The organism is Chryseobacterium populi, from assembly GCF_000282115.1.
In the GTDB taxonomy this organism is placed as follows: domain Bacteria; phylum Bacteroidota; class Bacteroidia; order Flavobacteriales; family Weeksellaceae; genus Chryseobacterium; species Chryseobacterium populi.
The window spans coordinates 1-22,526 of sequence record NZ_AKJY01000111.1 but is presented as its reverse complement, the minus strand read 5'-3'; the positions used below and the strand labels follow the sequence as shown (position 1 = coordinate 22,526).

The 22,526-nt window shown below is 35.8% G+C and carries 25 protein-coding genes and 1 tRNA gene; 14 read left to right on the top strand and 12 right to left on the bottom strand.

What is annotated here, in order from left to right:
• Positions 1-50: 50 nt before the first annotated feature.
• Genes PMI13_RS19280 through PMI13_RS19270 form a run of 3 tightly spaced genes read right to left on the bottom strand, consistent with a single transcriptional unit; the run spans position 51 to position 2,442 of the window.
• Positions 51-977: a phosphatidylinositol-specific phospholipase C gene (locus tag PMI13_RS19280; RefSeq protein ID WP_007846938.1), complete on the bottom strand. Its 927-nt coding sequence runs from the start codon at positions 975-977 to the stop codon at positions 51-53.
• 54 nt (positions 978-1,031) lie between these two features.
• Positions 1,032-1,853 carry a T9SS type A sorting domain-containing protein gene (locus PMI13_RS20775; RefSeq protein WP_007846937.1) on the bottom strand — a complete coding sequence of 274 codons (822 nt, stop codon included), beginning with the start codon at positions 1,851-1,853 and terminating at the stop codon, positions 1,032-1,034.
• Positions 1,854-1,893: 40 nt separating this feature from the next.
• The gene (locus PMI13_RS19270) at positions 1,894-2,442 is read right to left on the bottom strand and encodes a phage tail protein (RefSeq protein WP_007846936.1); all 549 of its coding nucleotides are present in this window, start codon (positions 2,440-2,442) and stop codon (positions 1,894-1,896) included.
• 279 nt (positions 2,443-2,721) lie between these two features.
• Between PMI13_RS19270 and PMI13_RS19265 the strand changes: the two genes are divergently transcribed.
• Entirely contained in the window at positions 2,722-3,486 is a 765-nt protein-coding gene (locus tag PMI13_RS19265) for an enoyl-CoA hydratase/isomerase family protein (protein ID WP_007846935.1), read from the top strand.
• Positions 3,487-3,520: 34 nt separating this feature from the next.
• Here the strand turns inward: PMI13_RS19265 and PMI13_RS19260 are convergent, their stop codons facing one another.
• Together PMI13_RS19260 and PMI13_RS19255 are read right to left on the bottom strand one after the other, a co-directional pair.
• Entirely contained in the window at positions 3,521-4,042 is a 522-nt protein-coding gene (locus PMI13_RS19260; RefSeq protein ID WP_007846933.1) for a hypothetical protein, read from the bottom strand.
• Between the two features lie 10 nt (positions 4,043-4,052).
• Positions 4,053-5,654 (bottom strand): class I SAM-dependent methyltransferase, encoded by a 1,602-nt coding sequence (locus PMI13_RS19255; RefSeq protein ID WP_007846930.1) that lies wholly within the window; start codon positions 5,652-5,654, stop codon positions 4,053-4,055.
• A gap of 131 nt (positions 5,655-5,785) precedes the next feature.
• Here PMI13_RS19255 and PMI13_RS19250 point away from each other — a divergent pair, with 131 nt between their 5' ends.
• From PMI13_RS19250 to PMI13_RS19225, 6 genes are all read left to right on the top strand, one after another.
• Positions 5,786-6,403, top strand: a complete 618-nt coding sequence (locus PMI13_RS19250; RefSeq protein ID WP_034669949.1) for a hypothetical protein — start codon at positions 5,786-5,788, stop codon at positions 6,401-6,403.
• A 59-nt stretch (positions 6,404-6,462) separates the two neighbouring features.
• On the top strand, positions 6,463-6,753 hold the full coding sequence (locus PMI13_RS19245; RefSeq protein ID WP_007846926.1) for a winged helix-turn-helix domain-containing protein: 291 nt from the start codon (positions 6,463-6,465) through the stop codon (positions 6,751-6,753).
• Between the two features lie 144 nt (positions 6,754-6,897).
• Positions 6,898-7,383: a Coq4 family protein gene (locus tag PMI13_RS19240; RefSeq protein WP_007846925.1), complete on the top strand. Its 486-nt coding sequence runs from the start codon at positions 6,898-6,900 to the stop codon at positions 7,381-7,383.
• A gap of 31 nt (positions 7,384-7,414) precedes the next feature.
• Positions 7,415-8,788 (top strand): DUF4153 domain-containing protein, encoded by a 1,374-nt coding sequence (locus PMI13_RS19235; protein ID WP_007846924.1) that lies wholly within the window; start codon positions 7,415-7,417, stop codon positions 8,786-8,788.
• Positions 8,789-8,792: 4 nt separating this feature from the next.
• Complete coding sequence (locus PMI13_RS19230; protein WP_007846923.1) at positions 8,793-9,332, top strand: hypothetical protein; 540 nt, start codon at positions 8,793-8,795, stop codon at positions 9,330-9,332.
• A gap of 44 nt (positions 9,333-9,376) precedes the next feature.
• Complete coding sequence (locus tag PMI13_RS19225; RefSeq protein ID WP_007846922.1) at positions 9,377-9,889, top strand: hypothetical protein; 513 nt, start codon at positions 9,377-9,379, stop codon at positions 9,887-9,889.
• A 54-nt stretch (positions 9,890-9,943) separates the two neighbouring features.
• Here PMI13_RS19225 and PMI13_RS19220 read toward each other — a convergent pair whose 3' ends face one another.
• The 3 genes from PMI13_RS19220 to PMI13_RS19210 are packed head-to-tail and all read right to left on the bottom strand — an operon-like array spanning position 9,944 to position 11,978.
• Positions 9,944-11,068, bottom strand: coding sequence for a serine hydrolase domain-containing protein (locus PMI13_RS19220; protein ID WP_007846920.1), 1,125 nt, complete (start codon positions 11,066-11,068; stop codon positions 9,944-9,946).
• A gap of 6 nt (positions 11,069-11,074) precedes the next feature.
• The gene (gene dtd, locus PMI13_RS19215; RefSeq protein WP_007846919.1) at positions 11,075-11,524 is read right to left on the bottom strand and encodes a D-aminoacyl-tRNA deacylase; all 450 of its coding nucleotides are present in this window, start codon (positions 11,522-11,524) and stop codon (positions 11,075-11,077) included.
• A gap of 1 nt (position 11,525) precedes the next feature.
• Positions 11,526-11,978 (bottom strand): hypothetical protein, encoded by a 453-nt coding sequence (locus tag PMI13_RS19210; RefSeq protein ID WP_007846917.1) that lies wholly within the window; start codon positions 11,976-11,978, stop codon positions 11,526-11,528.
• 109 nt (positions 11,979-12,087) lie between these two features.
• Here PMI13_RS19210 and greA point away from each other — a divergent pair, with 109 nt between their 5' ends.
• The 7 genes from greA (at position 12,088) to PMI13_RS19175 (ending at position 17,974) form a co-directional block, all read left to right on the top strand.
• The gene (gene greA, locus PMI13_RS19205) at positions 12,088-12,558 is read left to right on the top strand and encodes a transcription elongation factor GreA (RefSeq protein ID WP_007846916.1); all 471 of its coding nucleotides are present in this window, start codon (positions 12,088-12,090) and stop codon (positions 12,556-12,558) included.
• A gap of 39 nt (positions 12,559-12,597) precedes the next feature.
• The gene (locus PMI13_RS19200; protein ID WP_007846914.1) at positions 12,598-12,987 is read left to right on the top strand and encodes an HIT family protein; all 390 of its coding nucleotides are present in this window, start codon (positions 12,598-12,600) and stop codon (positions 12,985-12,987) included.
• Positions 12,988-13,050: 63 nt separating this feature from the next.
• A complete protein-coding gene (gene clpX, locus PMI13_RS19195; RefSeq protein WP_034669947.1) occupies positions 13,051-14,238 on the top strand; it encodes an ATP-dependent Clp protease ATP-binding subunit ClpX in 1,188 nt (395 codons plus the stop codon).
• Between the two features lie 76 nt (positions 14,239-14,314).
• Positions 14,315-16,294, top strand: coding sequence for a T9SS type A sorting domain-containing protein (locus PMI13_RS19190; protein WP_007846910.1), 1,980 nt, complete (start codon positions 14,315-14,317; stop codon positions 16,292-16,294).
• Positions 16,295-16,299: 5 nt separating this feature from the next.
• Positions 16,300-16,509 (top strand): hypothetical protein, encoded by a 210-nt coding sequence (locus tag PMI13_RS19185; RefSeq protein WP_007846907.1) that lies wholly within the window; start codon positions 16,300-16,302, stop codon positions 16,507-16,509.
• 60 nt (positions 16,510-16,569) lie between these two features.
• The gene (locus tag PMI13_RS19180) at positions 16,570-17,856 is read left to right on the top strand and encodes a TlpA family protein disulfide reductase (RefSeq protein ID WP_007846906.1); all 1,287 of its coding nucleotides are present in this window, start codon (positions 16,570-16,572) and stop codon (positions 17,854-17,856) included.
• A gap of 44 nt (positions 17,857-17,900) precedes the next feature.
• Positions 17,901-17,974 (top strand) — tRNA-Met (locus PMI13_RS19175).
• A gap of 63 nt (positions 17,975-18,037) precedes the next feature.
• On the opposite strand, the gene PMI13_RS19170 is transcribed toward PMI13_RS19175, so the two are convergent.
• The 4 genes from PMI13_RS19170 to PMI13_RS19155 all read right to left on the bottom strand — a co-directional run bounded on the left by PMI13_RS19170 (position 18,038) and on the right by PMI13_RS19155 (position 22,387).
• Complete coding sequence (locus tag PMI13_RS19170; RefSeq protein WP_157158225.1) at positions 18,038-18,553, bottom strand: TlpA family protein disulfide reductase; 516 nt, start codon at positions 18,551-18,553, stop codon at positions 18,038-18,040.
• A 14-nt stretch (positions 18,554-18,567) separates the two neighbouring features.
• Positions 18,568-19,866 (bottom strand): HlyD family secretion protein, encoded by a 1,299-nt coding sequence (locus tag PMI13_RS19165; RefSeq protein WP_007846904.1) that lies wholly within the window; start codon positions 19,864-19,866, stop codon positions 18,568-18,570.
• A 71-nt stretch (positions 19,867-19,937) separates the two neighbouring features.
• A complete protein-coding gene (locus tag PMI13_RS19160; RefSeq protein WP_007846903.1) occupies positions 19,938-20,144 on the bottom strand; it encodes a bacteriocin-like protein in 207 nt (68 codons plus the stop codon).
• Positions 20,145-20,194: 50 nt separating this feature from the next.
• The gene (locus tag PMI13_RS19155) at positions 20,195-22,387 is read right to left on the bottom strand and encodes a peptidase domain-containing ABC transporter (RefSeq protein WP_007846901.1); all 2,193 of its coding nucleotides are present in this window, start codon (positions 22,385-22,387) and stop codon (positions 20,195-20,197) included.
• Positions 22,388-22,526: the final 139 nt, after the last annotated feature.

The following is a 22,526-nucleotide window of genomic DNA, read 5'->3' as shown; positions in this document are numbered from 1 at the left end:
CGGGGATTTTTTTTCAGTTCATTCCTGTACTGTTGATGAAAATTCGTTTCTTAGACAGCTGTAACTACATTGAGCTCATTACAAGAAATGATGCTCTGTATCAATTGGCTGTTATCCGGATAATTATTCGGGAAATCCATTGGGATAATTCCGTATCTTCCTTTAGAATGATTTTTCAGGTATTGGAAAAATAACGGATTTACCACTTCAGCCAGATCCTGTGGGGTAGATGAAAATGGCAGAACTCCACCGGTAATTCCGGTTGCGCTTGTAAAATTAAAAAATAAGGTCTGAGGATCTCCACCGGAAGCAGCAATCAATCCGTTCTTTACATATTCATTAAATTTATTGGCTTTGTCGGTTCCTTTAGACCAGCTATAATAAACATCCTGAACATAATAGGTGATTCTGTAGTTTTGAAAGTAGCCGCAGGAATCTTCCGGCCAGTTGTCATAAAGGTCAAGACCGATAGAAGGTTTTGTTCCCAAACCGAATCTTCGTACCAGAACAATTTTACCTCTTACTTCATCCAATGTCGGGATTCTGTTTTCGGTATAAAACAATTCCGGAAACTGGCTGATTGCAATCATGAAGTCATTATAAAATTTATCTTTATCGGAATCACCCTTCGGACTGGATTCATTTTTGACAGACATAATAATGGTCTCAGAGCTATTTTCCGAAAGAAACTGTCGGCAAAATCCAAGAACACTTCCATTAAAGCTGATATCCATATCTACAATCCCGTGATAAACCCACAATACATGGTCTTTATCGGCATCATATCCACGTTTCAGGCGAACATCCAGAAAACGGATTCCTGCATTAAGCTGTTCTGTAAAGCTCATTGTCTGGCACTTGGCAGCCGCTAAACCTGTATTGTAGGCGCCGCTGTCATGTGTTCCCGGTATCGTCAGTTCTGAGAGCTTTTTACTTCCGTTGAGATGGCTCATCCAGTTTTGAGTAAAAGTTTTCATGGTTATAGTTTTTTTTGATGGTTCAGAAAATGACTTTAAGGAAATAGAGTTTTATTATTTCTTAATAACTTTATAAGATTCTGTAACAGATTTCAGGATATATACTCCGCTAGGAAGCTCCGAAATATTGATTTCATTTATTCCTGCTCTTATTTTTGTGTCTTTAACCAGCTGGCCGGATTCACTGTAAATATTAAGCATGGAACTTTCTTTAGCCTTAATTGACAATGGTCCGTTCGTAGGATTTGGATAAATACTAAGTTCCTTTTCAGATGTTTTTACATCATGGGTCGCCAGTACAATATTGCTGTCTTTTACCCAAGTGAAAGCATCAAAACCTGCATAACGGAATTCTCCGCCTAAAGTTATCTGCAGTTCATCAATAATGATATTGGAGTAATTCTGACCATTCAGATTGGTTAAATCAATTAATGTATAACCATTTGTAGGGCTTATTGATGTTACAAAACCTGTGGTTTTAATCTGGGTAAATTTCGTTACACCACTCAGTTTTCCAGTTACAGTAAGCGTTCCTGCAGCATTCAGATCCAGGTTGAGCTTAGATAGATACATCCAGAATCTGTTGACCTTAAATAAGTTTGAAGTCGTTTTAATACTGAAAGATGGTGGTGATGCAGCGTCATTGGAATTGTCAATATATCTGTTGTCAATGGCTGTTCCGTTCCATCCTGTTCCCGGATAATTCCCCTGGATATCAAAAGTTCCTACATGAGAAATGATGTTAAAAATCACTCCGTTATCTGTAAAACTTGGGCTGCCGTGAGATTCCGTTTCGAATACTTCTGTACTTGTCTGCGCAAAAGAAAAAATAGAAATGAGCAGACTACAAATACTTAATAAAAGTGCTCTTTTCATGATCAAGTTGTTTTAAATTTATAGTAGTAAATAGTAGTAATTATTCTCTTGAAGGATAAATGCCGGATACGCAGATGATATAATTCAATCCCAGGTATGGAGGCATATTATTAATCGGCAGATTCTGGCTTACAAAAGAAATAGACTGTCCGTTGATTACAGTATCAGGATTGGAATCATTTACAAAACTTGGTACCGCATTAAAATCTCTTCCTACCTGTGTTCCTGTGATAGCAATAGCAGAAGTAGCAGCAGGTGTTGATGAATTAGCATTTTTGTTAGCCACTTTAAATTGAAATCCAGCGCCTATACTAGGTAAATTTTGTGCCAGTAATGTTGTTTGCTCACTTCCTGCCACCATTCCCAGTGGATTGAATTTCCCCTGCGAAGTTCCGGCTCCTAAAGCCATACGTCCGATCAGGTTCGGTAATGCGAAAGTTGTTATACCATCACCACCGTATGTTGTGCCTAAAAGAGAAAACAAAGCTGAATTTTGAGCGATGCTTAATAATCTTCCGTCGCAGAACATCCAGCCTCTAGGAGCAAAATTTCCTGCGAATAATTTTACAATACCCATGTACTCGTCCATAATAATAAGTTTTTTCAGATTTAAATGTTCCTACTCTTTTCATGGCTTTTCGGATTCCGCCGTTAATAGTTTTTTGTATATCCCAAAGGAACGACATATACGAAGCTGAGGGTAGAGTAGAAAATACCAAATTGGGTATTCCGTATTTTTACGTAAAGAGAATCTGTCGTGTAATATAAATTGTAACAGAACCAGTTTAAAATTTAATTTATTACCGCTTTAATTTTCGTTAACAGGCTGTATTTACTATTTTTGCATCAATCCAATATAAAAATAAAAATGAACGAATTCGTAGCATCAGAACTTAAAAACAATATCGCTGAAATTACCTTCGGCACTCCAAAAAGCAATTCTCTTCCCGGGGCAATTCTTGAAAAACTGGCCCAGACCATCCTTGACGAAGGAGCAAAAGATGAGGTTAAAGCTATTCTTGTAAAAAGTGAAGGTGAAAAGGCTTTCTGTGCAGGAGCAAGTTTTGATGAGCTTTTAGCGATTGAAGAGCTGGAAGCGTCTACACAATTTTTCGGAGGCTTCGCTAAAGTTTTGAATGCTATGAGAAACTGTGGTAAAATCGTAGTGGTAAGGGTGCAGGGGAAAACAACCGGTGGTGGAGTAGGAATTGCCTGTGGTGCTGATTATTGTTTTGCCACAAAAGACTCTGCGCTTGCTTTGACAGAAATTAATTTGGGAATCGGCCCGTTTGTAATCGGCCCATATGTAGAAAGAAAAATAGGAAAATCCCAGTTTTCAGCAATGGCAATCGATGCAGATTTCAGGTCGGCAGATTGGGCTGAGCAGCATAATATCTATCATTCAGTTTCGGAAAACATTCAGGAAATGGATGCCAGCCTGGAAAAATTTATGACGACCTTAGCTTCAAGAAGCAGTGAAGCCCTGGCTTTAATTAAAAAAGTGTCGTGGGAAGGAACCGACCATTTTAATGAACTGATGCCGGCAAGAATTCATATGAGTGCAAGTTTAATTCTCGAAGACTCAGCCAAGAAAAATATTGAAACCATTAAAGAAAGATTAAGAGCTAAATAAAAATAAAAAAGTATTGACATCATTCAATACTTTTTTATGGATTTTCGTTAAGAGTAAGCACTACTTTACTGTACTTTAAATACGTTACAATCACTTTTGTTCCTTTTGGATAGCGATCATAATAAGCTTTCTCAACCGGAAGTTTTATTTTTTCATGTTTGTGTCGTCCGGCAAAAGTAATAATGTATTCATCGTTTTCAGTTTTGTGACGGTAAGTTATGATGCTTGTCAGTTTGTTTTTACCGTCTTTAATATCTTTTTCCCAGTTTTTAGTTGAATATTTATAGATACCCCATATAATACAATAGCAAAAAGAATAAAATACCAGCAGAATGCTGATCCCTGTTATATAGTGATAAAATTTAAAATTGGTAAATTCATCTTTTAAAACAAAGGAAGCAATAAGGGCAATAACAATAATAGCGGCTAATAAAATACCCGGAGTGTCTTTAAAGAAATCTCTTTTTTGAATGGCTATACGGTTTAATTCTTCTTCACTTAAAGGAATATTTTCTTTTAGCTGTATCTGGGAATAATCAATTGAAGTATCTGCCATGATCAATGAATTACATCTTCAATAAATTAATAGAGACTGTGGCAAGCTCAGAATCCGGAAATTTCCTGAAAAGATCCTTGTCAATATTCAGTCCTGTTTCCATACATATTTTTCTGAAGACATCAATTTCCAGTATATATTGATCAGAAAATCCATGTGTTGCTTCATAAGCTGTAGCAGCTGTTTTTCCTATATTTTTGCGGGTCAGTTTCGGATCGAGGGCATGAAGCTCAATAATCAAAAGTCCGTTTTTCCTTATATAGGGAAGCCAGAGCTCAAGATGTTCTTTTAAGCTTTCTTCTACCAGGTTATTGGATAATCTTTTTCCTTTGTAGGCGAAAGCTCCGGTTGAGGTGCTTATTCTTTTTGTAGAGATATGGTCAGGAGTTTTCCAAACCCTGTTGTGATCCAGAAAAGTTCTGATATTCAGTAAATCTGAAAGCTCAATTTCATAATTTTCTTTCAGATCTTCGGCAAGTTTCTGAGGATTGCCAATATCGCCCCAGATCACTTTTGCCCAGATATCATTATTGATAAGATTGGCTCTTGTTGCTTTTAACGCAGCCGGATTGTAATCTGCACCTACGAGAAACAGCGGATATTCCTCAAGCATTTTTCCACGGAGTGTATACCTTTCAATCGTTTCGAAAATATGCTGGATAAAAGCTCCGTTTCCACAGCCCATGTCCAGCACACCTTTGGGCTGCAGATGAATAGGCTGATTAAAGATCTTAATAATAAAATCATTGGCCACTTTGAAATAATTAGAATGGGCACCACCACTTCCCCAGACATTCATTGCCCTGTCTACATGTATTTCGTCTTCACCTTCTTCAACATCTCTCAGCTTGGAAGCATTTCCAAATAAAAGCTCATCCATTCTGTTCAACAGTGGAAGATAGGAAACTGTAACACCATACGAGGCGGCCCTTTTGGCAAAATAAATCCCGGTTTCTGTAAATTTGTAATTGTCACCCGATTTTTTGAACCAATCCAGATGGGTGAGAAAATCTAAAATGACTTCAAAATTCTCATAATTTCTGTGAAATTCAGTAGCCTGAAAGGAAGTTTCCATAAAATATTTATGAAACATTCCTGTCATTCCCAGATAAACGATCAGAGGGCCAATAATGCAGCCTTCAATATGTTTGATAATTTGTTCCTGAACTTTTCTTTCACCAGGTTCTTCTGAAAATGTAATGCTGAAATTGTCTCTGATGGAATGGGTAAGCCGGGTAAAATCTTCAATAAACGAGCTGTCAGTAATCTGTTCTTTAATGTTGGCTGATTTTTTTTGAAAAGAAACAGCTTTGAAATAAAAAGGAGAATATTTCTGCAGATATTGGGTGCCGGAGTTTTCCGAAATTGTGATCTCATCATTTTGATTATTGAGCCGGTAATCTAAAAATCCTTGAGAAGCCAGTGTACGGAGAGCTACATTAAGATAACCTTCATTAGCCTTGAATATCTGTGTAAGTTCGGATAAAGTGATTTCTTTCTTATCAATAATAAAACAGAGGATATCTTTTTTTACCAATGAAGCAACAACCGGGGCTGTAACGATGCCATCCAGATGTCTGAAAATTAACGAACGTAATATCTCTTTATTCATAAACTTTCACTATTAGTTTTTACTAAAGTTAAGAATTAGTTATGATGGGAAATAAAAATAAATGTGAAAATTTTAAAAATTATTTTGAAGTTTAAAATTAAATTATAACTTTGTATTTCAAAGTTCTTTATATGGATTCAAAAAACTATCACGAAGATCTGTCCCACATCCGTTCCATGATGGAGCGTTCTTCCAGGTTTATTTCATTAAGCGGATTATCCGGGGTTTTTGCCGGTCTGGCCGCTATCGCAGGGGCAGTATACGTGTATTTTGTTTTCCAGAGAGAAGGTATTGATTACTTTGATAGTGACAGGAATATCTACAGTCCGGCGCTAGTCAGAGAATTGATCATCATCGGAACTTTGATCTTATTTGTAGCTGTTCTCAGCGGATATTTCTTTACAGCCAGTAAAAGTAAAAAGAAAGGATTGAAAATCTGGGATGCAACTACCAGGAGGCTTTTAATGACATTTTCAATTCCTTTGGTAACAGGAGGGTTTGTATGTTTAGGATTATTGTACCATCATCTTTTTCCATTAGTGGCGCCTGCAACATTAATTTTTTACGGCTTAGCACTGGTAAATGCTGAAAGATATACTTTAACGGATGTAAAATATTTAGGGTATTGCCAGATTGGATTAGGACTGCTTTCTTTATTCTTTTTAGGGTGGGGATTGTTGGCCTGGGCCTTTGGATTTGGTGTTCTGCATATTGTTTACGGATTGATTATGCATAAAAAATATAAATAAAATTTAAATTTGCAGCCCGGAAAATTTTTCCGGTACCCTGCAATGTATGACGTGGTATTATGATTAATATAAATCAACTCAATAAAGAATTCGAAAGCCGTGTGAGACTGGGGATTATGTCCGTTCTTATGGTCAACGACTGGGTTGATTTCTCAGAAATGAAAAGTCTGCTTGAAATCACAGACGGGAATATGGCCAGTCACAGCAACGCGTTGGAAAAGGCCGGCTATATTGAAGTAAAAAAAGAATTTGTAGGAAAAAAGCCTAAAACCTCCTACAGGGTTACCCAAAATGGGAGGCAGGCTTTCACAGAACATTTGGATGCTTTGGAAAAATTATTAGGGAGGTAATCTCTATATTTTTTTGAAAATTAACTTTGTATTTCAAAGTTCTTTGATTTTACAGATAAGAAATAAACATGAATAGGAAAACTTTTAATCAATGCCATTTTGTATACTGTTATCGGAATTAATATAATCTAAATAATAAACACTATGAAAAAATTACGCGTCCGCTTCCTGCTTTTTGTATACAACAAAACCCAGAAACTCTATCGGAAATATTTTAAAAAGAAAAAAAGACAATGGCAGTTCAGCCAGCAGCAACTTTTGGAATTTCAGGAAGATTCCCTGGGAAGAAAACTGGGCGAGTTTTATAAACGCTATGGCTTTACAATGATTCCTAAAATGGAAAATCACGACGTTCATCATCTCATTACAGGATGCGGAACCAATTTTGAAGATGAAATTGCAATGCAGTATCTGCTTCTCGGAAACGGAAAAATGAATGCCCATCTTCTGGCAGCAATCGTTCTGGGAACTTTAATACTTCCGGAATATATCAAAATGTATATCAGTGCATTTAAAAAAGGACAGAATATGAAACCTTTTTACCACTGGGATTTTGAAACGTTATTGTGGCAGAATTTTGAGCATCTGAAAGATTTTATCCAGCAAAAACAAAGCCCTGCATATCACTAATTTTCAACTTTTAATCTTTAATTTATTCCTTATGAAAACACATCATTATATATTTCTTACAACTGCCTTATTCATTATAGTTTTCTATAACGAAAATATAGGCTTGAATCTTGGAATTATAGGAATTCTGTACGCTTTGCTTACCGGATATAAAACTCCGGAAAAAAACAGAACCACAGCTTTTCTTATCCTTTTTATCACCAGTATTGTTTCAAGCATTGCCTTTGCATGGTACCGGGATTTTCCTTCACTTCTGGCAGTTGTAAGTTCGCTTTTGTTACTGTCTTACCGGTCCCGGCAAAGAAAAATGAAAACCCTTTTATTGGTTCCGGTTTTTGTGATCAACTGTTTTACATTTATCTGCCGGTTTTTCAGCTTTGATCAGTGGCTTCCGAAAAGAAATATTTCGGGTATATGGCAGAAAATATTCGCTTTTGTTCTGATTCCCTTAGTATTGATTGCCGTTTTCTTTGGAGTTTATTCTGCGGGAAGTGATCATTTTGCCAACCTTTTTACCAATATTGAATGGGATGTCAATTTCTGGCAACTGCTCTTCATCACTGCTTTAGGAACTTTCATTGCTTTCAATTACTGGAATTACACCGTTGAAAAATTGGTCTATAAACAAAACCATGTTCTGGATAATGATTTTCAGGATAGAAATAAAACACCCAGACCTACGTATTCTTTTCTCGATCTTGATGCTGAAAGAATGAGCGGTGTGATTTCTTTATTCTGCTTAAATATACTGTTGATTTTCTTTCTCATCACTTATAATTACGAACAGTTTTATGAAGTGAGCAAAACGCCTAACCAGCTTTCGGAAGAAACCCACGAGAGGGTGAATGCGGTCATTGTATCTATTATTATGGCCATCCTGGTCATCATGTTTTATTTTAAATCAAGTTTTAATTTTGATTCGAAGGCAGGGCTGATGAGGGCTCTGGCAAAAGTATGGATCTTCCTGAATGCTGTCTTAATAATATCTGCGATGTTAAAAAATTCAGAATATATCATTAATTACGGCTTTACTTATAAAAGGCTTGGTGTCTACGGGTTTTTGATTTTATCGTTAATCGGTTTGGTGGTCACTTTCATTAAAATTCAAAGAAAGAAAAGAAATGCATTTTTATTCAACACCATGACATGGTATTTTTATGGAACAATTTTGGCTTGTAGTTACATCAACTGGGGCAGTTTTATAACTTCTCAGAATATGAAAAGGAATGACTTTAATTTCGATTATCATTTGAAGTCAACTAATTTCAGTGAAAAAGATTTATTAAAATATGCTGAACAGAAGAATAATATATTACTGAAAAAACAAATTCTAAGTAAGGTAAAAGAATATGAGTCCCCGACTTTTCTGTCAAAAATACTTTACTATGAAACCATAAACGAATAATATTATGAAAAAATCCTTATTGTTAATCCCACTGATTGTCATTTCCTGTAAAAAGGAAGCCAACCTGAGCGAAACAACAGGAAAAGATTCAACCATTGTAAGCGAACAGCCTGTGCCGGAATCCCAGGCAGATTCGGTTGCATTAAAGAAAAAAGATTCTATCATTAATAATGCACCGGCAACAAAAAAAGTTTTACGGCAGGGGGTGATGAGAATCGAGAAAGAAGGTCAGATTATCAGAACTGCTGATGCCTCACAGCTTCCCTTCACATTGGGTGAGCAGTTTACAAAAGACGGTCAGGAATTGGTTTTAAAAATCACTAACTATGAAAAACCTTCTATTAAAGCTGCTATTTCAACAAAAGAAAAAGATTTTAATATCCGGATCAATCAGATAAAATTGCCTAATGATGAATATGATGGCCCATTTGGACGAGAAATAAACTATGAAATCCCGGATAAAGGAGAAGTCTGGTTAATTATCGGTAAAAGCAATATGGCTTCCGGAAATACAAAAGGAAGTTTTTCGATACAGGTAGACTAAATTTTGGTATAATTTCTGTAAGGTATTCCAAAAAGATTTACATTATGAAAAATATATTTTTAACAGCAGCAATAGCTTCAGCAGCTCTTGTAAGTTGCGGAACGGTTCAGTCACTGGTACAGAATACATTCCCGTATACAGCCAATGTTCTGATATCTACAGGAGTACCTGCAGATAAGGAAGTTTCTTCAACAGCTACAGCTTCCAATGTACAGACATGGTTTGGTGGAAATAATAATGCCCAGATTAAGGATGTAAGGATTTCCGATGCGAAAGTTTCCGTAGTGAGCCCGTCAGGAGGCAACTTAAGTGCTTTAAAATCAATTAAAGTATATATTTCTTCCAACGGAACCGGAGAAAAACTGGTGGCTTCGCGTACCAATATTTCTTCAAGCAGCTCAAGCCTGAATTTAGATCTTAATGACACAGGATTTTTAGATGAGGTAGTAAAAAGTTCAGGATTAACCGTAAGAACGGTTTATGAATTGAAAAACCAGACAACTTCGGATATGAATCTGAAAATAGCAATGAATTTCAGCAGTGTTCCTGCGAAATAATTTTGTAAAAGTTTATTGTAAAAAACGTCTTTCAGAAACTGAAAGACGTTTTTATTAATTGATATAGTTTAACTGTAATAGTATCCTGCGAATAGGCCCGGTAATAAAAGTATTGTTATTGGTAAGCCAGACGATTGAGATATTTTTCTCCGGGATGATAATGAGGTGGGATTTGAAGCCTCCCTGATCTCCGGCGTGTTCTATGACATCAACTTGTTCTTCCGTTTTGGTTTCCGAATAAAACCCTTTATGCACAAACCATACACCGGAATGAAACATATTTTTTTCATGATTCCAGTTGTCAGGGATTTTAATTGTCTTAGAGGATTTTATCACAGAACAGTCGGCGAATTTACACTCATTAATGGCTTTAATATATTTTTTCAGATCTTCAATTGAGCTCCATACTCCGCCATTTCCTGCTGCAGTAAAAGTAGGGTATTCGCCATAATCATATTCCTGATAAACTTTATTTTTAAGTAGGTACCCATGAGCTACATTTTTATTAGGGTAGGCTCCATTGGTAATGGTACTGTTTTTCATTCCTGCAGGACCGAAAATATTTTCATCAATAAAATGCTGCCATTTATCCTTGCTTGTTTTCTCAATGATTAAAGCCAATCCGTTATATGCCGGATTAGAATAATTCCACCTGGAACCCGGTTCAAATTCTAATGATTCTGCAGACTTCAGAGGTTTGAAATTTCCCTCATCTTTGGCTGTCAGATAGAAAATACTGTCCTTTTCAACATTTCTGTTATCCGGAAGCCCGGAAGTATGGGTTAAAAGGTGACGTAACTTAATTTTTGAGGCTGTTTCTTTGTTCTTGAAATCCGGAAAAAACTTTAAAAGGCTGTCATCAACGGAAAGTTTTTTTCTCTCCTGAAGCATAAGAATTCCATACGCCACAAATGTTTTGGTAATTGAGCCTAAATTGGAAACTGTTTTGCTTGAAAATTTTGCCTTCGTCTTCAGATCAGCCAACCCAAAAGATTTTTCATATAAAACTTTGTCACCTTCCTGGATGAGAATACTTCCGCCGGGTTCATCTGCCTTAAATAATTGTGAAAATACCGAGTCGAGTTTTGTTTTTAATACTTCCTCCCGGTTCTGCCCGATACAGGTTGATGAAAAAAATATCAGTATAAAGAATGAATAATATTTTAATTTGAGAAACATTGTAAATCAGTTTTTAGTGATTGAATCCATGACAATGGTTACAGGACCATCATTGATCAGGGAAACTTTCATATCCGCACCGAAAATTCCGCTTTCGGTTTTTAGTCCTGATTTTGTCATTTCATTTTTAAAATAATCAAACAACGGAATGGCTTTATCCGGTTTTGCCGCTTTGATAAAAGAAGGGCGGTTACCTTTTTTATAATCGGCAATTAAGGTAAACTGACTGATACATAAAATTTCTCCTGAAATATCTTTTACTGAAAGATTTAGTTTATCATCTTCGTCACCAAAAATCCTGAGATTTAAAATTTTCTGAACAATCCAGTCTGCATCAGCTTTTTCATCATTTTCATCAATACCTACGAGAAGCATAAAGCCTTTGCTGATTTCTCCCACGATTTTCCCGTCTACCTTTACACTGGCTTCGGAAACTCTCTGTACAACAACTTTCATATTAATAATAAGTGGTTAGTATCTTGGAAGCAGGATCATAATTATACAGATAGGTTTTTGGAGGTACATTGGCTATTGCCGTAGGTTGACCGGTCAGTAAGATCCATTTTGCGTTGTCTTTAGGGCACACGACGCTGATGTCATCTTTTACTTCAAGAGTAGTATTGCTGTCCGGGCAGATATGAGGTGCATTCCTGTCATAAATTTTGAAGGTAGCATCTGACGACCGTACCACAATTAAGCCTCTAGTCCCGGATTGCTGTTCGTTAATGTAAACCCAGCCTCCGACCTGGTTTAAAGCAAAATAAGCGGGAAGATTAAGATTCAGGGTTACATTGATAGGGGTATTGGGAAAGCAACTTACGGTGTCTTCTCTGTTGCTGCAAGAATTTATACTTAAATTACTGATTATCAATAAGGTTAAAATAGATAAGATTGAAAATTTTTTTTTCATTTCAATTTAAATTTTTATATATTTGTAAAAATTAAACGATTATTACACGAAAACATTGTCCGACAAATGTCGGATTATTTTTTTATACTAAAACTAAATTTTGAAAATTATGGCAAGCTATGTTACAAAGGAGGGGTTAGATAAAATGAAAGCTGAGCTGGAACAGTTGGAAACTGTGGAAAGACCTAAAATTACTCAGCAGATTGCAGAAGCCAGAGATAAAGGAGATTTATCTGAAAATGCGGAATATGATGCAGCTAAAGAAGCCCAGGGAATGCTTGAAATGAGAATTTCCAAGCTGAAGGATGTTATATCAACTTCCAAGATTATAGACGAAAGCCAATTAGATACTTCTAAAGTTTCCATCTTAACGACTGTGAGACTTAAAAATAATGCGACAAAGCAAGAGCAGGTATTTACTTTGGTTCCGGATAACGAAAGTGATTTAAAAAGCGGAAAGATTTCTGTAAACACACCCATTGCAAAAGGTTTGCTGGGTAAAGTAATAGGTGAAACAGCAGAAATTGTTTTACCAAACGGAAACAAATTGTCTTTTGAAGTATTGGAAATCACCCTGTAAAACTCAAATCAAATTTCTAATATCTAACATCTGATAAGAATGAGTACAATATTCACAAAAATCATCAATGGCGAAATTCCGTCTTATACAATTGCAGAAGATGAAAACTTTATTGCATTTTTAGATGCAATGCCTTTAGTGAAAGGCCATACTTTGGTGGTTCCGAAAAAAGAAGTTGATCTTATTTTTGATCTGGAAAGTGATGACTATAAAAACCTTTGGGGATTTACCCAGGAAGTTGCTAAGAAAATCAAAAAGGCAATTCCCTGTGCGAGAGTAGGAATTGCAGTGGTGGGATTGGAAGTTCCCCATGCTCACATTCATTTGATTCCTTTAAATAAAATGGAAGATATGAATTTTAGAAATGAGAGATTAAAATTATCAAACGAAGAGTATACAGAGATTCAAAACTCAATTATTAATTCTTAAAAAAAGGAAAATCGTAAAAAAGAAATTTTTTACGATTTTCTTTAACATATATATATTATAGATATGAATTCAAACCAATGTTCTTTCTGTGGCAGAAAAAGAAATGAGGTGCAAATGCTGATCTCCGGACAAAACGGATTTATTTGCGAAAATTGTATAGAGCAAGCCCATTCTATTGTGAAAGACGGTGTTTCTAAAACAGGATTTTCTCCTGCAGAAAATGTGGAAGAACTGAAAAAACCAAAAGTAATTAAAGAATTTCTTGATGAATATGTGATCGGGCAGGATCAGGCGAAAAAACAGCTTTCGATTGCTGTTTACAATCATTATAAAAGACTGCTCCATGCTCAGGACGAAAACAGAGAGGTTGAGCTAGAAAAATCGAATATTATCATGATCGGCGAAACCGGTACCGGGAAAACTTTGTTGGCAAAAACGATTGCAAGAGAACTGAATGTTCCTTTTTGTATTGTAGATGCCACAATCTTAACGGAAGCCGGATATGTGGGAGAAGATGTGGAAAGTATCCTGTCGAGACTTCTTATGGTGGCCGATTACGATGTGGAAAAAGCAGAAAAAGGAATTGTTTTTATTGATGAAATTGATAAAATTGCCAGAAAATCAGACAATCCGAGTATTACCAGGGATGTTTCCGGAGAAGGTGTTCAGCAGGGATTACTGAAACTGTTGGAAGGAAGTATTGTAAATGTACCCCCTCAGGGAGGAAGAAAACACCCTGACCAGAAATATATCCAGGTAAATACACAGAATATACTATTTATTGCAGGCGGTGCTTTTGACGGAATTAAAGAAATTATTGAAAGAAGAATGAACAAGCAGGCAATTGGTTTCAGTTCTGAAAAGATCAATAAGGTGGATGAAGATGATTATGTGTTAACTAATATTAATGCAATAGATCTTCGTTCTTTCGGATTAATTCCCGAACTTTTAGGAAGATTTCCAATCATAACTTATCTCGAAAAACTTACAAAAGAAACGATGATCCGGATTATGAAGGAACCTAAAAATTCAATTGTAAACCAGTTTATAGAACTTTTCAAAATGGATGGTACAAGTTTAAAATTTACAGATGGAGCAATTGCGAAAATTGTAGATGAAACCATGGAAAAAGGTTTGGGCGCCAGAGGATTGAGAGGTACAACGGAAAAAGTTCTCGAAAATTATATGTTCTCAATCGGTGAAGAAAGAGAAATTATATTAACGGAAGATAATATTTTTGTGAATAAATAAAATAATTTTTTTTATAAGGAAAAAAAAACATAACTTTGCAGGTGAGATTGTATTAACACACAAATACTATTATACAATGAGAAAAAGTTTATTTGCTATTGGTCTTTTAGCAATTAGTTGGTCTGTTCAGGCGCAGATACTATGTCACGTTGACACTAATGCTAATATGTATGTGAGTAAAGGCACACTAGTTTATAGTGGAGGAGGCATGCAGATGAAAGGAGATGGGAAAATAGAAAACCACGGTAACGTTATGGTGGTTGGAAATGCTACAGATGCTTTCAGAACTATTGATGCTTCAAATGTTGCAAAAACAGAAGCGAATGGCGGTGGTAATTTCGTTAATATGCTTAACGAGCCAACAGCTTACGCATCTGTAAATGCCAATAACCCTACGACACCACCCGTTTACACATATGGTCAGCTATATGTTTCTGGTCTTACACAGGCAAACATTACAGGTATTATCGATCAGCAGTTCAGACAGGTTCGTCATGGTGACTACCAGCAGGTAGGTATGCCATTCTACTTGAAATCTCCTTCTACATTAAATGCTGAATTAGGTAAATCATTTAATGGAACAAGGCGTTCTAAGAATGATATGCTTCACTGGGATAACACCAGAGTAGAATTCCATCATTTACCAACTCTTTACGGTATCTACAAATTTGGTAATGCAGCACCAGCTTATGCTTACTGGATTCTTGGAGGAAATTCCCTTGATGTAAGTAATGTTACCCGTACTGTAAAAGGAACTCCTTGGAGTGATATAGGAATGAATGTTACTTTACAGAATGCAGGTTCGGCCATCAATTTTGGGGCAGGAGGTTCTAATAAAAATGATTATGCTGAAAGATATAATACTTATCTTCAGGATGGTTTTGAATTAACTTCAGGAACTGCATGGACAGGAAACTTTGGTAAAAACTGGTATCAGTATGCCAACCCTTTCCTTACGAATCTTGACTTATCCAGAATCGCATATAACGAGCCGGCTACTGTTGGTGATGGGGTAAACCTTAGCAATATCTATGGAGTAAGACTTGATGTTTCAGGAGTTCAATATAATCAAAACGGTGGTGGGTCTGGTTCGTACAGAGCTATCACTTTCAACGCAGGAGTTCCAACAGGAGATGTTGATTATATGATGATAAGACCTTTAGGTACTTTTGCCATCAAACTTAATAACAACAGTAATGCTGATGTACTTAACTTTTCTAATCTGAGAAGATTTAATTACTATAGCAGAGATGCAAGCACTAATTACAGTGTTTCTGCAAATAAAGGCTTAATAAGCAATAGTGGTACCGTAAAACAACTAGGAGTTATTGCTCTTGATGCTAATGGTAAAGCAATTGGTACTACCTATTATGTAGTTTATCCTAATGGTAGCACAGGGCATACTGCTACTGCTACAACTCAGTATGCAGCAACAGGAACTGATATTTTAGGAACTTTCGAAGAAAGTACAAGCGGAGGTTATGATAATAATTATACTGCAAAGTATTGGTTATATATCAACGAAGCCAACGAAAATGATTTTCAGGGTAAAAATGTAAAGCTGGTTAATTACAGCAGCGCAATAAAATCTTATAAATTTGAGATTAGAGAAAATGCAGCATTAGTTAGCGATGGAACACATCAACTGTCTTCAGGTATAGGGTTTTATTACAAAGCTCCTAACGGAAGTGTAACAGAAGCAAAACAAGGTGATGTAATTCCGGTTGCTGGTGCAGAATATGATCTATATTACGGATCGCCTAGCACACTCATAGCGACTGCAAAAGCAGCAGGTGGCGAGGTAAGTGTTAAGCCTTCGAGAACAAAAGTGGTATATAATCCGGAAATTACAAACTATATTGTAAGATTTGATCCGGATTGGAAGAAAGCAGATATTGAAGTTTATGATATGAGCGGTAAACTGGTTATCTCTAAGAAAGCAGTGAGTACTTCTACAGATTTTGTAATTGAACTGGATAGTGCAATTAAAAACTCTTATGTAGTAAAAATTGTTTCTGATAAGGGAGAAACTGTGAACACAAAAATCTTAAAATAAAATATATGAAAACTTTAAATAAACTAGTATACGCTTTTTTTCTTTTCGCTGTTTTCTTAGTCAATGCACAACCTCCAAGACCCGGAGATGGTGACGGTGGCGGTGGTACGACTCCCGGAGCGGCACCAATTGATATGTATATTTATGCATTGGCAATTGCAGCAGTATTGTTCATTGTATTTTTCACAAAAAAATACAAAAGCCAAAAAATATAAAATTTTATTAAAATATTTGAAACTCTCTGATTAATCAGAGAGTTTTTTTATTTTTACAATATGAAAAAGATATTTATACTATCAGCAGTTCTATCTGCTTTTTCTCTACAGGCACAGTTCAGTGTTACAGTTCAGGCCCCGGCTGACTTTAAAGATCAAGAGGCCATCTTATATACATTAAACGGTTCGAAAGATATTATTTTTACAAAAGAACAGGCTAAAAATAATATCTGGACATTCAAATATCCCAGCCATTATATGGGAATGATGAAAGTGTATTTTCCGAATACAAATAATAATTTCAATTTTATTTCTGAAAATAAAAATGTAAATATTAAGCTTCAGACAGAAAATAATAAAATCAAGGATATTATGTATCTGGATGAAGCCAATGATATAATGAGTAAGTTACAGGAAGGTTCCCAGAAAAAAGAATTGATTCTACCGGCACTCTCTCAGATTAAAGAATACTATAAGGATAATACCGATTTTGGGAAGGCATTAAAAACAGAAATCAGCAGATTATCAGGAGGTACGAATGGAGTTGATCAGGCACAGCATCCGTTTATTTACTATTACAGTACAAATAACAGCAAGTTTTTATCCAATGACCCTGCCAAAAAAGTTTCTCAGGAAGAGATTATTAATTTTATAGATAAGTCAAATGATATGCTTGAGAGTTCATCTTTATTGAGACCAATATTGGTGGCTTATTTAAATTCAGGAGGAAATGAGAATGTTACAGGATCTGTAGATAAGCTCTTAGACAGATTAAAAGTGGAAACACCACGTGGACAAACTGTTTTGTCTGAACTGATCGATATCTTTGACGTATATGATATGAAAGATTTTAAGGATAAATATCTTAATCTTGCTAAAAATCTGAAATGTACCATTAATGACAGACTGGCATCAACACTTAAATCTAATGCTAATGTTGAGACCGGAGCTGCTTTTCCTAATTATAAATTCCAGTCGGCAGTCAATACATCAGCTAAATCTATTTATGATGTAAAAGCTGATAAGAAAGTGATTGTTTTCTGGTCTTCTACATGCTCACATTGCGAAAGTGAATTACCTAAGCTTTTGGAGAAATATAATGACCTGAAATCAAAAAATATACAGATAATAGGCCTTTCTTTAGATGTAGATAAAGATTCTTATACCAAAAGGATTGCTGCCTTTCCATGGATCAATGATTCAGAATTAAGAGGATGGAACAGCAGCTATAGTGATACCTACAATGTACATGCAACACCAACGTATTTTATTTTGGATGCTAACAATAAGATAATCAGCAAACCAGAGCATGTAGGCGATGTTTTGGAGTATTTTAAACTAAAATAATTTTGGAGGATAGTAAATATTTTATATATTTGCACCACCAAAAAGGCGAGGTAGCTCAGTTGGTTAGAGCGCAGGATTCATAACCCTGAGGTCACGGGTTCAATTCCCGTCTTCGCTACAAAAAACCGCAACAATCTGTTGCGGTTTTTCTTATTTTATACCTGAGCTGTTTAAAGCTATTTTATTCTTCGTTTAAACTTTTCAGAATTGAATCTGAATTATCTTCGTTCACAATTCCGATGATCTCTTTAATGATTCCGCTTTTGTCTATTACAAACGACATAGGGAACCGTTGAATCACCAGATATGATTTTAATTGTTGGCCTGCATCAGTTATTTGATGAAAGTTAAAGTTATGGGTTGTTAAAAAATTATTTACCTTTTCCGGATTATCATAAGTGATTCCGATAAACAGGGAACGAGGAACAGATTTTTGCAATTTATTGAGAAAGGGAAGCTCTTTAAGGCAGGGTGCACATGTAGTAGACCATAAATTAATAAAAGTTGTTTTTCCTTTGAGATATTTCGGGTTATAGTTTTTACCGTTTTTGTCTTTAAAATTTTCAATAGGGAAATGAGTTCCCAATTTATCTTCCATGTCTGGAAATGTCCTGAGCTGTTTCTGAGCATTTAAAAACAATATAGTCGTCAACAGAAATAAAACTGCGCCTTTTTTTATCAATAAATGATTGTTCATTTTGATCATTGAATTTAGCTTTGATATCCCAATAATTTTCTGATCTGATAGAAAAATCTTTCAATAAGCCTTAAATCCTGTGTTACAATTTCTGCATTCCCTTTAAGCTCCTTATCAAAAGTGAGATTTCTGTTATAAGATGTTTTTAATCCTTTCGGAAGAATAATATCTACATAATAATTTCCTTTGTCATCGGGTGAAAGAGAAATATTCTGTACTTTTCCTTCCACAATACCATATTCCTGGAAACGGTAATTATCCAGCTTAATCAAAACTTTCTGTCCCGGAGTGATCTTACCTGAATTAACGGACGGTACAGACATTCTTCCTACCAGGGTTTCTTTATTTTGGGGAAGGATCGATAAAATAGCATCCCCGCTTTTTATAAACTGATTTTCACCAAAAAACTGCTGGAAACTGGCAACACCGTCTGTAGATGAAATGACCAGATAATTTTGCTCCCATTGTTTTAAAGATTTTCTTAGCTGCTCGAATAGCTGCAAGGTCTGGGAAGAATAATTAATCTTATCCTTTTCGGTATTAATGGCGGTACCGCTTTTTGTTTTGTTAAGATTCGAAATTCCTTCTTCCATCTGGGATAATGAAATCGTAATATTTTCAAGGTTTTGTTGGGCTTGAAGGTACTTTATTTTTTCATTCTCAAGCTCCATTGCAGCAATGACTCCCTGACTGTAAAGCTCCTGGTATCGCTGGTAATTTTTCTTGGTAAGCTCATATTTTGCTGCTTCAAGGCTCTTTTGTTGTCTGAGGGTGGCAATACGTACTTTGTATTCAGAAATACTTTGGTTGGCAGCCAGATTCTCAGGAGCATAAGGCTGTAGCCTGGTAAAAAGGGCTTCATCCTGAAACGCTTTTGCAAAATTATTATAATCCCCCTGAAGTTCTCCAAGTTTGAAATGTGAGGTTTCCTGCAGTGGAAAAGAAGAAAGTTGACTGGGTGCAATAGAATCGATGATTTTTTTTAAAGCCAAAACATCTTTATAGTTGGCTGTTGACTGCATAACCATCAGTACATCATCTTTTTTTACTTCCTGATGATTTTTAATGAAAATCTTTTCTATTTTGGAGTTGGTTCTTGCTTCCAGTTTCTCCGGTGGGTTTTGCGATGTAACGATAATCGGGGCGGGAATAAACTCAGGATATTTTATCATATAGCTCATAACCAGAATGAGAAGAAGAATGATAAATATAATGGTATTGCCCCAACGGATCATCCAATGCGGGGGTTGTGTCAGAATATCCTGTACGCTTTCCGAACGAAGTTCTATCGTGTCTAAAATTTCCTTTTCCATATAAGAATAACAAATGAAAATTAAAAATCCTCATAACGAGGATTTTTGTTCAGTTTCCATGTAAATGAATTTTACAATGGCAGTTTGTAATCACAGTTTGGCGAATTGCCGATCTCAACACCAGGAATCACTTCTCCTCCCGGGCAATACTGGTTACATGCATTCCATACTTTGTTGCTGCCAATATAGCAGAAACAATTACATGGATAGGCTGAAATAGGCCCTGCACCATGTATTTCTTTTAAGCTGTGCCTTGCGATTTTTTTTAAATTTTTCATAACTGAAATTTTATAGATTGGTTTAGTGAATTTAGTTAAAAAAAAGGAATTTAATTTCCTAATTCCAATTGGTTTTTTACAAGCCTGTAATACTCACCTTTTAATGCTACTAATTCTGCATGGCTTCCTTCTTCTACAACTTTTCCTTTGTCTAAAACAATGATTTTATCGGCGTGTTTTACTGTGGAAAGCCTGTGAGCAATTACAATTGCAGTCTTACCTTTAAAAAACTGTTCGAGGTTTTCCATGATGATCTTTTCGTTATTGGCATCTAAAGCGGATGTAGCTTCATCAAAAAAAATATATTCCGGGGATTTATACACGGCTCTTGCAATAAACAGTCTCTGCTTTTGTCCACCACTGACTCCAACACCTTCGTTTCCTATTTTTGTATTGTAACTTAACGGAAGCCCTTCGATAAAATCTTTTATATTGGCTATTTCTACCGCTTTTTTAAGCTTTTGTTTGTCTATATAATCTTCACCTATCGCGATATTGTTGGCAATGGTATCATTAAATACATATCCTTCCTGCATTACCACTCCACAATGATCTCTCCAGAATCTCGGGGAAACATTTTTAAGTTTTGTATTTCCGATTTTAATATCTCCCTGGTTGGGCTCATAAAACTTCATCAGCAGTTTCAAAAGGGTTGTTTTTCCGCTTCCACTAGCTCCTACAATTGCTGTTGTTTTCTGATAAGGAATAGTAAGATTGAGACTTTCAAAAACAAAAACATCAGAACCGATATATCTGAATGAAAGATTCTCAATTTCTATATCTTTTTGAGGGAGCTCAGATGCATATTGCTCGTCTTTACTTTCTTCATCATCTTTATCGTGAATTTCACCTAATCTTTCAAGAGATATCTTGGCATCCTGAGTTTGCTTGATAAAGTCTATTAACTGTAATAAAGGACTGTTGAGCTGTCCGATAATATATTGCACGGAAAGCATCATCCCGAGGGTAAGGTTTCCGCTTAACACCAGTTTGGCAGAAAGAAAACTTACCAGAATATCTTTCATCTGATTGATGAAATTTCCTCCTACCGACTGCCACTGTTCAAGGGAAAGAGATTTTATCCTGATTTTAAATAATTTTACCTGCAGAAATTCCCAGTCCCAACGCTTTTGTTTTTCAGCATTGTGCATTTTGATTTCCTGCATTCCGTTGATGAGTTCGATCACTTTACTCTGTTCCTGGGAAACCTGTGAAAATCTTTTGTAATCAAGCTCCTTTCTTTTGTTCAGGAAAAAGCTGATCCACCCGATATACAAAATGGCTCCTACCAGATAAACGATAAATAATCTGTAATCATAAAACAGCAATACAATACTGAATATAATAAGATTGACGAGTGAAAAGAGGGTATTAAGGGAAGAGCTGGTGAGAAGCTGCTCAATCCTGTGGTGATCGTTGATCCTTTGCATAATATCTCCTGTCATTCTTGTATCAAAGAAACTGATAGGAAGTTTCATTAATTTAATGAAGAAATCAGAGATAATTGAAATATTGATCCTTGCTGAAAGGTGGAGGAGAATCCAGCTTCGGATCACCTCAATTCCCATTCTTCCTATGAAAAGCATGATCTGGGCCAGTAAGACAAGATAAATAAAGTTTAAATCCTGGTTCTGTATCCCGACGTCTACAATACTCTGCGTAAGGAAAGGAAAAATAAGTGATAATAAACTCCCTGCTAAAAGACCAACGGCAAGCTGAATCACCAAGGATTTATATTTCAGTAAATATTTTGAAAGAAAGCTGAAACTGGCCTTGCTTTCATGGTCATCAAATTCTGTCTGAAAAAAGGCAGGTGTGGTTTCAAGGATAAGGGCAATACCTTCTTCCGTCTTTTCAGTTGCATTTTCCCCAATCCATAATTTTATGAATTCTTCTTTATTATAAGTAATTAATCCATAGCTCGGATCTGAGATATATACTTTGTTGTTTTTATCAATCTTATAAACGACAACAAAATGATTTTTATTCCAGTGTACAATACAAGGAAACGGAACCTCTTCTGCAAGGGTATTAAAATCAACCTGAACGCCTAAGGAACGAAAGCCCAGATCTTCTGCAGCATCACTTAATCCAAGTAAACTGCTGCCTTCACGGGTAGTTTCTGAGAGATTACGGATTTGTTGTAAGGAAATACTTTTACCATAATACTTACTGATAATCCTGAGGCATGTAGGTCCGCAGTCTTTGGCATCCGGTTGTTTGTAGATAGGAAACTTCTTCATTAACAATTGATTAGAGACTGGATGGGCACCGTCTCTAAGATTTTTTTATATAAATATTTATTATAAAGATTCGCACTCTGCGGGAAAAGTATAAACAGGAGAATATCCACATGTCACAACATTAGTGGTATCGGATGGT

Coding starts and splice junctions, on each gene's coding strand:
- PMI13_RS19280 (WP_007846938.1), bottom strand. CDS start 977: ATGAAAACTTTTACTCAAAACTGGATGAGCCATCTCAACGGAAGTAAA.
- PMI13_RS20775 (WP_007846937.1), bottom strand. CDS start 1,853: ATGAAAAGAGCACTTTTATTAAGTATTTGTAGTCTGCTCATTTCTATT.
- PMI13_RS19270 (WP_007846936.1), bottom strand. CDS start 2,442: ATGGACGAGTACATGGGTATTGTAAAATTATTCGCAGGAAATTTTGCT.
- PMI13_RS19265 (WP_007846935.1), top strand. CDS start 2,722: ATGAACGAATTCGTAGCATCAGAACTTAAAAACAATATCGCTGAAATT.
- PMI13_RS19260 (WP_007846933.1), bottom strand. CDS start 4,042: ATGGCAGATACTTCAATTGATTATTCCCAGATACAGCTAAAAGAAAAT.
- PMI13_RS19255 (WP_007846930.1), bottom strand. CDS start 5,654: ATGAATAAAGAGATATTACGTTCGTTAATTTTCAGACATCTGGATGGC.
- PMI13_RS19250 (WP_034669949.1), top strand. CDS start 5,786: ATGGATTCAAAAAACTATCACGAAGATCTGTCCCACATCCGTTCCATG.
- PMI13_RS19245 (WP_007846926.1), top strand. CDS start 6,463: ATGATTAATATAAATCAACTCAATAAAGAATTCGAAAGCCGTGTGAGA.
- PMI13_RS19240 (WP_007846925.1), top strand. CDS start 6,898: ATGAAAAAATTACGCGTCCGCTTCCTGCTTTTTGTATACAACAAAACC.
- PMI13_RS19235 (WP_007846924.1), top strand. CDS start 7,415: ATGAAAACACATCATTATATATTTCTTACAACTGCCTTATTCATTATA.
- PMI13_RS19230 (WP_007846923.1), top strand. CDS start 8,793: ATGAAAAAATCCTTATTGTTAATCCCACTGATTGTCATTTCCTGTAAA.
- PMI13_RS19225 (WP_007846922.1), top strand. CDS start 9,377: ATGAAAAATATATTTTTAACAGCAGCAATAGCTTCAGCAGCTCTTGTA.
- PMI13_RS19220 (WP_007846920.1), bottom strand. CDS start 11,068: ATGTTTCTCAAATTAAAATATTATTCATTCTTTATACTGATATTTTTT.
- dtd (WP_007846919.1), bottom strand. CDS start 11,524: ATGAAAGTTGTTGTACAGAGAGTTTCCGAAGCCAGTGTAAAGGTAGAC.
- PMI13_RS19210 (WP_007846917.1), bottom strand. CDS start 11,978: ATGAAAAAAAAATTTTCAATCTTATCTATTTTAACCTTATTGATAATC.
- greA (WP_007846916.1), top strand. CDS start 12,088: ATGGCAAGCTATGTTACAAAGGAGGGGTTAGATAAAATGAAAGCTGAG.
- PMI13_RS19200 (WP_007846914.1), top strand. CDS start 12,598: ATGAGTACAATATTCACAAAAATCATCAATGGCGAAATTCCGTCTTAT.
- clpX (WP_034669947.1), top strand. CDS start 13,051: ATGAATTCAAACCAATGTTCTTTCTGTGGCAGAAAAAGAAATGAGGTG.
- PMI13_RS19190 (WP_007846910.1), top strand. CDS start 14,315: ATGAGAAAAAGTTTATTTGCTATTGGTCTTTTAGCAATTAGTTGGTCT.
- PMI13_RS19185 (WP_007846907.1), top strand. CDS start 16,300: ATGAAAACTTTAAATAAACTAGTATACGCTTTTTTTCTTTTCGCTGTT.
- PMI13_RS19180 (WP_007846906.1), top strand. CDS start 16,570: ATGAAAAAGATATTTATACTATCAGCAGTTCTATCTGCTTTTTCTCTA.
- PMI13_RS19170 (WP_157158225.1), bottom strand. CDS start 18,553: ATGAACAATCATTTATTGATAAAAAAAGGCGCAGTTTTATTTCTGTTG.
- PMI13_RS19165 (WP_007846904.1), bottom strand. CDS start 19,866: ATGGAAAAGGAAATTTTAGACACGATAGAACTTCGTTCGGAAAGCGTA.
- PMI13_RS19160 (WP_007846903.1), bottom strand. CDS start 20,144: ATGAAAAATTTAAAAAAAATCGCAAGGCACAGCTTAAAAGAAATACAT.
- PMI13_RS19155 (WP_007846901.1), bottom strand. CDS start 22,387: ATGAAGAAGTTTCCTATCTACAAACAACCGGATGCCAAAGACTGCGGA.